This is a genomic window from Saliniramus sp., from assembly GCF_035311605.1.
Taxonomy (GTDB): domain Bacteria; phylum Pseudomonadota; class Alphaproteobacteria; order Rhizobiales; family Beijerinckiaceae; genus Saliniramus.
In genome coordinates this window covers 1-10,726 of sequence record NZ_DATGCW010000193.1, presented here as the reverse complement: position 1 = coordinate 10,726, position 10,726 = coordinate 1, and the positions used below count along the sequence as shown (strand labels likewise).

10 protein-coding genes are annotated in these 10,726 nt (G+C 64.4%); 5 read left to right on the top strand and 5 right to left on the bottom strand.

The window, feature by feature from the left end:
• From yidC to rpmH, 3 genes are all read right to left on the bottom strand, one after another.
• On the bottom strand, nucleotides 1-1,248 hold a 1,248-nt coding region (gene yidC, locus VKP01_RS08880; protein ID WP_324411790.1), incomplete at its 3' end, for a membrane protein insertase YidC.
• Between the two features lie 23 nt (nucleotides 1,249-1,271).
• Nucleotides 1,272-1,892, bottom strand: coding sequence for a ribonuclease P protein component (rnpA, locus tag VKP01_RS08875; protein WP_324411789.1), 621 nt, complete (start codon nucleotides 1,890-1,892; stop codon nucleotides 1,272-1,274).
• Nucleotides 1,889-2,023 (bottom strand): 50S ribosomal protein L34, encoded by a 135-nt coding sequence (rpmH, locus tag VKP01_RS08870; protein WP_074444741.1) that lies wholly within the window; start codon nucleotides 2,021-2,023, stop codon nucleotides 1,889-1,891. The genes rnpA and rpmH overlap by 4 nt, the downstream gene beginning before the upstream one ends.
• 285 nt (nucleotides 2,024-2,308) lie before the next feature.
• Here rpmH and VKP01_RS08865 point away from each other — a divergent pair, with 285 nt between their 5' ends.
• Complete coding sequence (locus VKP01_RS08865; protein WP_324411788.1) at nucleotides 2,309-3,934, top strand: acyl-CoA synthetase; 1,626 nt, start codon at nucleotides 2,309-2,311, stop codon at nucleotides 3,932-3,934.
• A gap of 65 nt (nucleotides 3,935-3,999) precedes the next feature.
• Here the strand turns inward: VKP01_RS08865 and purC are convergent, their stop codons facing one another.
• Entirely contained in the window at nucleotides 4,000-4,794 is a 795-nt protein-coding gene (purC, locus tag VKP01_RS08860) for a phosphoribosylaminoimidazolesuccinocarboxamide synthase (RefSeq protein ID WP_324411787.1), read from the bottom strand.
• Nucleotides 4,795-5,057: 263 nt separating this feature from the next.
• Here purC and VKP01_RS08855 point away from each other — a divergent pair, with 263 nt between their 5' ends.
• Both VKP01_RS08855 and speB read left to right on the top strand, forming a co-directional pair.
• Nucleotides 5,058-5,372, top strand: a complete 315-nt coding sequence (locus tag VKP01_RS08855) for a DUF1476 domain-containing protein (RefSeq protein WP_324411786.1) — start codon at nucleotides 5,058-5,060, stop codon at nucleotides 5,370-5,372.
• A 202-nt stretch (nucleotides 5,373-5,574) separates the two neighbouring features.
• The gene (gene speB / locus VKP01_RS08850; RefSeq protein WP_324411785.1) at nucleotides 5,575-6,621 is read left to right on the top strand and encodes an agmatinase; all 1,047 of its coding nucleotides are present in this window, start codon (nucleotides 5,575-5,577) and stop codon (nucleotides 6,619-6,621) included.
• A 17-nt stretch (nucleotides 6,622-6,638) separates the two neighbouring features.
• Here speB and VKP01_RS08845 read toward each other — a convergent pair whose 3' ends face one another.
• The gene (locus tag VKP01_RS08845; RefSeq protein WP_324411784.1) at nucleotides 6,639-7,199 is read right to left on the bottom strand and encodes a hemerythrin domain-containing protein; all 561 of its coding nucleotides are present in this window, start codon (nucleotides 7,197-7,199) and stop codon (nucleotides 6,639-6,641) included.
• Between the two features lie 368 nt (nucleotides 7,200-7,567).
• On the opposite strand from VKP01_RS08845, the gene VKP01_RS08840 reads away from it, so the two are divergent.
• Nucleotides 7,568-9,271: a methyl-accepting chemotaxis protein gene (locus VKP01_RS08840; protein ID WP_324411783.1), complete on the top strand. Its 1,704-nt coding sequence runs from the start codon at nucleotides 7,568-7,570 to the stop codon at nucleotides 9,269-9,271.
• Between the two features lie 171 nt (nucleotides 9,272-9,442).
• Nucleotides 9,443-10,726: xanthine dehydrogenase small subunit (gene xdhA, locus VKP01_RS08835; protein ID WP_324411782.1), on the top strand; the 1,284-nt coding region annotated here is incomplete at its 3' end.

Here is a 10,726-nt window from a genome sequence, read left to right as displayed (position 1 = left end):
GTTGGCGAGCGGCAGGAAGAAGATCTTCAGCAAGACAGTGACGATGAGGATCGCCACGCCGAAATTGCCCACGAGCGCATTGAAGAAATCGAGCGCGTAGAACATCGGCTTGGTGATGAAGTAGAACCAGCCCCAGTCGATCAGCAGGTCGAAGCGCAGAATACCGTAATTGTCCCGGTAGCCGTCAATGACGTCGACTTCCTTGGCGCCGGCGAAGAGACGTTGCGTCACACCGCCGGTCTCGCCTGGTGCGATGGTCAGCCCCTGACCGAGCACATCCGTCTGGAAAATCGGCCGATTGCCGCCCTCATCGACAGTGAAGCGTCCCTGGAAGGGCGTCGTCTGATCGGGAATGATCGTCGCAGCCCAGTACTTGTCGGTAATGCCGAGCCAGCCGCCGTTATTGTCGGTCCAGGTCGTGCCGCGTACCGAGCCGGTGATGCGTGAGGCATCCAGCGTGTTGTCGTAGGAATATTCCTGCAAGCCTTCCTCGCCGAGGACGCCGATCAGGCCTTCATGCAGGATGAAGAAGCCGATCGTCTCAGGCTCGCCATGGCGCGAAACCAGGCCATAGGGGAAGACGGTGACCGCTGCCTCTGCCTGGTTGTTCACCCGGTCCTCAATCGTGAACATGGCGTTGTCGTCGATCGCCACGACGCGGCTGAAGACGATGCCGGCCTCGTTCTCCCAGGTCAGTGTGACCGGAGCATCGGGGGTGAGTAGATCGCGATCGGCCTCCCACAGGCTCTGCGAGTCAGGCAGGCCACCGGGCACGTTGCCGACCCAGCCGAACTCCGCGTAATAGGGATCGGCGGAGCCGGTCGGAGACAGCAGCACGATGTTGTCGCTGTCATCCTCGACATTCTCCTGATAATCCTTGAGGACGATGTCGTCGATGCGCGCCCCGCGCAGGTTCAGGGAACCGCGCTTGGAGGCGGTATCGATCATGACGCGCGGACTGGCGGCGAGTGCGGCCTCACGTGTCTGCTCGACGGCGACGCCGGGCAGGGCCGCCGTCGGGGCGACGGGCGCGGCTGATCCGTCCGGCGCCGGCATCTGCGCCTCGCCGGGAACCGGTATGTTCTGCTGCTGCCCGGTCTGCGCCTCGTCCTGCTGGCGCTGCGCCATCTCGGCATCCTGGCGCTGACGCTCCATTTGGGGCGCGCCATAGAAATAGGTCCAGCCGACGAAGACGAGGACCGAGAGCAGGATAGCCAGGATGAGGTTTTTGTTGTCCTCGCGATTCATCGATTCCCGTCCACGCCTAGGCTTCAAGAATGTTGCGACGGGGCAGGCCCCGTTCGCGCCGCCATACCACCGCGTCCACGACGGCGATGCGACGATGGTGATCGCGCGCCCTGACCGCGACTCCGCTTAGCAGGATCCCCCGGCTTCGTCACCTTCGGCAGTGCGCGCGCGAGATCTGCAACGAGTGCATCGAATTGAGCGTCAATGGCAGACCTGCGACCGATCACCACAATGTCCGCCGCGAGCGCCGGCCAGTCGGTTCGCGATGCAGCATCCGCACCCCCCGGCAGCGAAACCGTCATATCCGACGTTGGAGCCGCGTTCGGGGCGATGTCCTGCCCTGCGCCCTCTGGCCCTAAAGCTTCCGCGTCCGGCGCCCCGCCGCCCAGCTGCCTCACGGCAGCGCGCAGCCGACGTTTGATGCGGTTGCGCTCGACGGCGTTGCCGACCCGCTTGGTCAGCGTGAAGCCAACGCGCATGCCCCCGGTTTCCTCGTCGCGCAGGCGGCCCTGGACCGTCATGCGCTCGCTATGAAAACGGCGGCCTGAAGCCGCCGCCAGGAAATCCCTGCGCTTGATCAGGCGCCTGAAAGGACGAAGCCGCGCATCGGGGCGCGAATCGTCCCGGCGCCCGTCAGTACTCACGCGGAAAGACGCTTGCGGCCACGGGCGCGGCGCGCTGCGATGATCTTGCGGCCGCCGACAGTTGCCATACGGGCACGAAAGCCGTGGCGGCGCTTGCGCACGATCTTGCTGGGTTGGTACGTCCTTTTCACGGCCTGTCTCCGGTCACATGGCACAGGCGCGAGCGGGCCGAGTGGCTCCGATTCCGTGCCTGCGCATCAATCTGGCTGCAATGGCTGCGGCAGCACTCGCGGGCGAGCACTGTCGTCGATGGCGCGGCTTATGGCGGATGGCGCCCCGAAAGTCAACGCCGAACCCGCTCTACCCGCCGCGATTCCGGGCTCGACAGGCGCGTAATCACGATTACTCTGAACCCGCCGGAAACAGCGTGGCAAGCGCGCGCCGGCGGGTTCAGACGCGAGGGGAGGAGCGCAACCATGGCGCATGCCTATGACGAACATCTCGACCGCAATCCGGCGAACCATCAGCCGTTGACGCCGCTGACCTTTCTGGAGCGCGCAGCGACGGTGTTTCCCGATCATACCGCCATGATCCACGGCCCGCTGCAGCGCAATTATCGCGATTTCTACGCCCGCACCCGCCGTCTTGCCTCGGCGCTCGCCAAGGCCGGGATCGGGCGCGGCGACACGGTGGCGGCGATGCTGCCGAATATTCCCGCCATGCTCGAGGCGCATTACGCCGTCCCCATGACGGGCGGCGTGCTCAACACGCTCAATACCCGCCTCGATCCCGTCGTGATCGCCTTCTCCCTTGATCACGGCGAGGCGAAGGTGCTGCTCACCGATCGTGAATTCGCGCCCACCATCGCCAGGGCACTGGATCTCGCAAAGCGCAAACCCATCGTGATCGATGTGGACGATCCCGTCTATGACGGGCCCGGAGAGCGGCTCGGCTCGATCGATTACGAGGATTTTCTCGCCTCCGGAGATCCGGAATTCGCCTGGTCCATGCCCGAAGACGAATGGGACGCGATCACTTTGAACTATACCTCGGGTACGACCGGTGATCCGAAGGGCGTCGTCTACCACCATCGCGGCGCCTATCTGCTCGCCATGGGCAATATCGTCACCTGCGGCATGGGCAAGCATCCGATCTATCTGTGGACCCTGCCGATGTTTCACTGCAATGGCTGGTGCTTTCCCTGGTCGATCTCGATCGTCGCGGGCACGCATGTCTGCCTGCGGCAGGTGCGCGCCAAGGCGATGTATGATGCGCTCGCCGATCACGGTGTCACGCATCTGTGCGGTGCGCCGATCGTGATGTCGACCCTGCTGAACGCGCCGGAGGACGAGCAGCGCGAGTTCGTCCAGAGCGTCGATTTCTTCACCGCCGCCGCGCCCCCGCCCGAATCGGTGCTCGCCGCCATGAAGGAGCGCGGCTTCAACGTCACCCATATCTACGGCCTGACCGAGACCTATGGTCCCTCCGTCGTCAACGACTGGAACCGCGACTGGGATAACCTGGACGCACCATCCTATGCGGCGAAGAAGGCGCGTCAGGGCGTGCGCTACGTCACGCTGGAGGGGCTCGACGTGCTCGATCCGCAGACGCTGGAGCCCGTCCCCGCCGACGGCGCGACCATGGGCGAGGTGATGATGCGCGGCAATGTGGTGATGAAGGGCTATCTGAAAAATCCGGACGCCACGCAAAAGGCCTTTGCCGGGGGCTGGTTCCATTCCGGTGATCTGGGCGTGAAATATCCCGACGGCTATATCCAGCTCAAGGATCGCTCGAAGGATATCATCATCTCCGGCGGCGAGAACATCTCCTCGATCGAGGTGGAGGAAGCGCTCTACAAGCATCCCGACATCGCCGCCTGTGCCGTGGTCGCCAAACCGGACGAGAAATGGGGCGAGACCCCTTGCGCCTTCATCGAGTTGAAGCCGGGGCGTGACCTTGCCGAGAAGGATGTGATCGCCTGGTGCCGGGAGCATCTCGCGGCCTATAAATGCCCGCGCACGGTGGTCTTTACCGAGGTGCCCAAGACCTCCACCGGCAAGATCCAGAAATTCCGCCTGCGCGAGATGGCCAAAACGCTCTGAGGGCCCAAAGAAAACGCGCCGGAGCTTGTCGCACCGGCGCGTTCGTCATGCCTGTCGCGCGTCGCTTACTGAACGAGGCGCGGGCCGCCCATCGGGGTGCTCTCGTTCTCCGAGAGGATGCCGAGCCGGCGCGCCACTTCGGAATAGGCCTCGATCAGCCCGCCGAGATCGCGGCGGAAGCGGTCCTTGTCCATCTTGTCATTGGACTTGATGTCCCACAGCCGGCAGGAATCGGGGGAGATCTCGTCGGCGAGGACGATGCGCATCATGTCACCCTCCCACAGACGCCCCGTCTCCATCTTGAAATCGACGAGGCGGATGCCGACGCCGAGGAAGAGCCCGGAGAGGAAATCGTTGACGCGGATAGCCAGCGCCATGATGTCGTCGATCTCCTGCGGCGTGGCCCAGCCGAAGGCGGTGATGTGCTCTTCCGAGACCATCGGATCGTCGAGCTTGTCGCTTTTATAGTAGAATTCGATGATCGAACGCGGCAGCTGGGTGCCTTCCTCGATGCCGAGACGCTTCGACAGTGATCCAGCGGCGACGTTGCGCACCACCACTTCGAGCGGGATGATCTCGACTTCGCGGATCAGCTGCTCGCGCATGTTCAGGCGGCGGATGAAATGCGTGGGAACACCGATATCATTGAGATTCTGGAAGACGAACTCGCTGATACGGTTGTTCAGGACGCCTTTCCCGTCGACGATTTCGTGTTTCTTGGCGTTGAAGGCGGTGGCGTCGTCCTTGAAGTGCTGGATGAGCGTTCCGGGTTCGGGCCCCTCGAAGAGGACCTTGGCCTTGCCCTCGTATATGCGACGGCGGCGATTCATGGGCGTATACCGTGTTTTGTTGAAGTCCATGGACGGAAAGCGGCTCCTGGTCACGATCGGCTGCGCGGGGAAATTCCGGCGCGGTCGAACGGCTCGGGGCCGCCCGCTGGCGCGCAACCTATATGATCGCACGGCAATGCACAACGAAGCTTTCGCACCGCGCGGCGGATTGTCGGGAATCGCCGCCCATCCGCAACGACACGGGTGGCGTGGGCGGGCAGGGGGGGCTATACCCGATTCCACAAGGGTGGCGTTCGCAGCCGCCGCATCGAGCCCGAACCAACGAGCAGATCATGACCACATTCGACGACCGCAAGGATGCCTTCGAGAACAAGTTCGCGCATGACGAGGAACTGCGCTTCAAGGCGATGGCCCGCCGCAACAAGCTTCTGGGTCTCTGGGCCGCCGGGAAGCTCGGCAAGAGCGGCACTGATGCCGAGGAATACGCCAAGAGCGTGGTACTCGCCGATTTCGAGGAGCCGGGCGACGAGGACGTCTTCCGCAAGCTGCGCGGCGATCTCGACGCCTCGGTGAGCGATCAGGAAATCCGTAGCCAGATGGTGGCGCTCCTGGCCCAGGCGGCGGAATCCGTACAGAAGGGGGGCTGACCGCTCCTCGTCCGGATGCGGTGGCACGGCCATCGAGGCAAGGCCGATTTCGGACAAGGCCGATCAGGCAGTCCCGCGCATTCACCGGCAGGTGGATACGCGGGATGATCCTGCTTCGACAGGCGCCCCTCGGCGAGGGGCGCATCAGCCCAGGCCGGGCGCATGAGGCGGGGTTGCGGTGTGAATTCAGGGGAGTCAGCCGATGAATCGCGAGAAGCTCGAAGCCTTGCGCGCCCGCTACGGTAACGCGAAGGGCGGGGATATCTTCGATCCCGATTTTCGACGCGTCGCCGATACCCAGTTCCGTGACGGCGAGAATCGCGCCTGGCCCTTCATGAATCCGGGTACGCTCCTGGATGCGCCCTATCGCCCGGATGCCGCGCGCGCCGGCTATACTGATCTCGATGTGGCGCTCGTCGGCGTGCCGATGGATCTTGGCGTGACGAACCGCAACGGCTCGCGATTCGGCCCGCGCGCCGTGCGCAATATCGAGCGGGTCGGGCCCTATGAGCATGTCTTCAAGGCGCTGCCGGTGCATGAATTGCGTGTAGCGGATATCGGCGATGTGCCGCTGCAGAGCCGTTTCTCCCTCGAGCAATGCCATGCTGATATCGAGGCCTGCTTCACGGCGATCGACGATGCCGGTGTGCGGCACCTCGCCGTGGGCGGCGATCATTCGATCACCCTGCCGATCCTCAAGTCGCTGGGCCGCGACCGCCCGCTCGGCATGATCCTCATCGATGCGCATTGCGATACGTCAGGCGAATTCGAGGGCGCGAAGTTCCACCATGGCGGCCCGTTCCGCCGGGCGGTGCTCGACGGCGTGCTCGATCCTGAGCGCACCGTGCAGATCGGCATTCGCGGCGCGGCCGAATGGCTGTGGGAATTCTCCTACGAATCCGGCATGCGCGTCATCCATGCCGAGGAGGTCGACACGCTCGGCATTCCGGAGGTGATCCGCCAGGCCCGGGAGGTCGTCGGCGACGGGCCGGTCTATGTCAGTTTCGACATCGATTCGATCGATCCTGCCTTCGCGCCGGGCACGGGCACGCCGGAAGTCGGCGGGCTCACGCCGCGCGAGGTGCTGGCCATGATGCGCGGATTCGCGGGGCTCGATGTCATCGGCGGCGACGTGGTCGAGGTGGCGCCGCAATATGACGCGACCAGCAACACCGCACATGTCGCGGCACAGATGGCGCTCGAAATCCTCTGCCTGATGGCCCGCGCGCCCTCAATGCGCCAGCCCTGAAGGGCTGAGCGCGCCCCTCAGAGCGGAACGCGATAATAGCCCAAAGCTTCCGCGAGTTCGTTTTCCTCATAGCCGAAATGCGAGGCGACGACCGCGTGTAACGCGTCGAAGACGGCGCGGAGATCCTTCAGCGCCTGCGGCGAGGGCTCTTGCACGATCCTGATGGCCGCCTGCTCGAGGCGTTCGAGCATGGTGTGGACGATTTCGTGTTCCTGCGAAAGCCGGTCGATCACGGCTTTCAACCCGGCGCTCTGCTCCCGCAGCCGAGGAAAGATTTCCTGGTCCTCGATGGTGTGGTGGAGGGTGAGCATCTGGCATTCCTGTCCGCAAAGGGTGCCCACGCGGCGGAAATTATCCAACATCGCCATATTGCCGATGTCGCGTGCGAGCGCTGCGGCATCGCCGGTGCCTTGTTCCAGTGCGCTGATGGCCCGGGCGATCGTCGCCATTTGTTGCAGATGAAACCGGTGAAACAGGGAAAGCCGACGGCCATGCGCCCGGTCGGCCTCGGTTGCATCGGCGATAACGGGAGCGCGGGGGCGGGTTTCGTCGTCGAGAAACGGAATATCGTCGATCACGGCAGTGTCATCCCGGCTGGAGTACGCAGCATTGCGTTATCGGTCTGGCGCGCGGGCCAGAGCACGACGGCGCAGTCATGCGGGCGCAGGCAAGTCGAAGCAGATCATCGGACCTCATCGGACTGCGATGGCCTTGGAGCCCGCACGCATCCAACTAATGTCCGAAAGCGCACCTGTCGATCGCTGAATCGGCAACAGGAAGTTTTCATGATCGCAAAAAATGACCATTTTAAGTAGTATCTACTGTTGTTTCACGTATTTTTAAGCTGAGGATTGTAAATTTTGTTGATAAAGTGGGAAAATTTATAAATAAAAATAGAAATAAGCGAATTTTTCCCGTTTTTAGTGTGTCTGATCGAGGAATGTCCATGTTGAGCAGAATGAAACTCGCGTCGCGGATCGTCGCGCTGGTGGTCGTCGCGGTCTGCGTCACCGCCGGCGGCATGTTCTTTGCGACATCCGTTGAGCTGTCGCAGCAGCTGGAGACCCGTGAATACGAAACCGGGCGCGATCATATCCGCACGCTCGGGGTTGTTTTCGAGGATCATTTCCCCGGAGCCCGAGTGGATATTAGCGATGGTGTTGTTGAACGGGCCGTCAGCCCCTCGCTGATCGATTTCGATGACCATTCGATCGTCGATATGACCTCGGTCCTGACCGGCGGCGTCGCTACCGTCTTCGCCATGGACCCGGCCGAAGACAATTTCGTCCGCCGCTCCACCAACCTGCGCAAGGAGAATGGCGAGCGCGCCTTCGGCACTTATCTCGATCCGGGCCACCCGGCCCAGGAGATCGTGCGCGCCGGCGAGACCTATGTCGGACCCGCGACCCTGTTCGGGCGTGATTACGTCACCGTCTACCATCCGACCATCGATGCTCAGAGTGGTGCGGTGAACGGCATCCTGTTCATCGGTCTCCATGTCGAGCCGCTTCTCGCGGCCCAGGCGAGCGCGACGCGCACCATGCTGATCGCCGCCTTCCTGCTCGCCCTCGTCGTGACCGGAGCAGCGGCCTTTGCAGCCAGCCGGCTGTTCCGCCCGCTCAACCGGATCTCCCATCGGGTCACCGCGCTGGCCGAGAACGATCTCGACACGCCGATCCCGCATCGTGAGCGTGGCGACGAGATCGGCGACGTCGCCCGCGCCCTCGAGATCCTGCGCGACAACAGCGCCACCGGCGCTGCGATCCGCAAGGAGCGCGAGGAGGCGGAGGCGCGCACGCAAGAACTGCGGGCCCGGCGTGATGCGGCGATCGGTGATTTCCGTCGCAATGCCGCCGCGAAGCTGGGTGAGCTGACTGCCAATATGGCGAGCCTGCGCGAGCGCGCGGCAGATCTCACGGAAGTCGCCTCCGATTCCGCCGAAGCGATCAACAACGCCACCGGCGGGTCTCAGGAAACGGCCTCGAATGTCGGCACCGTGGCGAGTGCGGCGGAGGAACTCTCCGCCTCGATCTCGGAGATCTCAGGGCAACTGGAACGGGCGCGCGAGGTCGTCGAGCACGGGCTGAGCGATACGGAAGCCACCAACACGCAGATCTCGGGTCTGGCCGAGGCAGCCCAGCGCATCGGCGATGTGGTCGATCTGATCCGCTCCATCGCGGATCAGACCAACCTGCTCGCCCTCAACGCCACCATCGAGGCGGCGCGTGCGGGTGAGGCGGGCAAGGGCTTTGCCGTGGTCGCAGCGGAAGTGAAGACGCTCGCCACCCAGACGGCGAATGCCACCGAGGAAATCGCCAAGCAGATCGCCGGCATCCAGACCTCGACGGGCAGCGCGGTCAGCGCGATCCAGCAGATCACCGAGCGCATGCGCGAGATCAACAACGCCACCGTGACCATCGCCTCGGCGATGACCCAGCAGGGCGCGGCCACGGCCGAGATATCCCGCAACGTCCAGCATGCGGCGAAGGGGACCGAAGACGTCACCCAGGGGCTGGGCAAGGTCGCCGCCGCCGCCGAGCGCACCAGCGGTTCCGCCGACACCGTTCGCCAGGCCTCCGAATCGGCCGACGCGCTCACGGCGAGCCTGCAGAAGGAAATCGACGTCTTCCTCGATCGCGTTGCCGCCTGATCGGCACGTCTTTCAAGAACCCAAGGGAAGCGCGGAGCACCATGCGGCTTTGCGCTTTTTCACGGGTTGCGCGTGTTCCCCTGCGGAAAGAGCCAAGGCCCCGTTGGCAGCGGCGATTTCCTGCCCCATCATGAGGCTCAGACGATCAGGAACGGGGAATGGTTGCGCATCATGGCGGATTTCGAGTCATCAGGGCATCGACAGGGGCCAGGCCAGGCGATCCGCTTCACCCGCAACGGCGTGCCCTGCGAAGTTGCCGAATTCCATCCGCGTACCACGCTGCTCGATTATCTGCGCGAGCAGATTCGCGCGCTCGGCACCAAGGAGGGCTGCGGGGAGGGTGATTGCGGCGCCTGCACCGTCGCGCTCGGGCGGATTCGGGACGGGCGTCTCGTCTACGAGCCGGTCAATGCCTGCATCCTGCTGCTCGGCCAGATCGACGGGGCGGATCTCGTCACCGTGGAGGATCTCGCACAGGGTGGCGCGCTGCATCCGGTCCAGGAGGCGATGGTTGCCCGTCACGGCTCGCAATGCGGCTTCTGTACGCCGGGCATAGTGATGAGCCTGTTCGTCCTGCATGAGGAGGGGCCGCGCCCGCTCGACAAGGCGATGATCGACGATGCGCTCGCGGGCAATCTGTGCCGCTGCACCGGCTATCGCCCGATCCGCGACGCGGCACGCACTGCCAGCGCGGAGCCCTCCGCTACGGCGTTTTCCGCCAGCCGCGCCAATCGCGCAGCGGCGCTCTCGGCGCTGGATGACGGGGGGGACGTGTTCATCGGCGATGATGCGCGCTTCTTCGCTGCGCCGGCGAGTCTCGCTTCGCTCGAAGCGCTCTGCGCCGCCCATCCCGACGCGACGCTGCTCGCCGGCTCGACCGATGTCGGCCTGTGGCTGACCAAGTCGCTGCGCGAGATCGAGAAGATCATCTGGCTGGGGCGCGTCAGCGAACTCGCCACGCTGGACGAAGGGGAGGCAGGCCTCGCCATCGGCGCCATGGTCAGCCATGCCCGCGCGCATCCGGCGCTGGCGCGGCTCGACCCGGATCTCGGCGAGTTGATGCGCCGTTTCGGCTCGGCCCAGGTGCGCGCTTCCGGTACGGTCGGCGGCAATATCGCCAACGGCTCGCCGATCGGCGATCTCGCCCCGGCGATGATCGCCTGGGGGGCAAAGCTGCATCTGCGCAGCGCGCAGGGGACCCGCGCCATGCCGCTTGAGGATTATTTCATCGATTACGGCAAGCAGGACCGCCGCCCCGGCGAATTCGTCTGGAAAGTCACGCTGCCGCCTTTGCGGCGGGATCACGCCTTTCGCTGCCTGAAGGTGTCGAAGCGCTTCGACGAGGATATCTCCGCCGTGATGGGCGCCTTCCGCATCGCCTGCGACGGGCGGCGCGTCAGCGCGGCGCGCATCGCCTATGGCGGCATGGCCGCGACACCCGGACGCGCGGCAGCG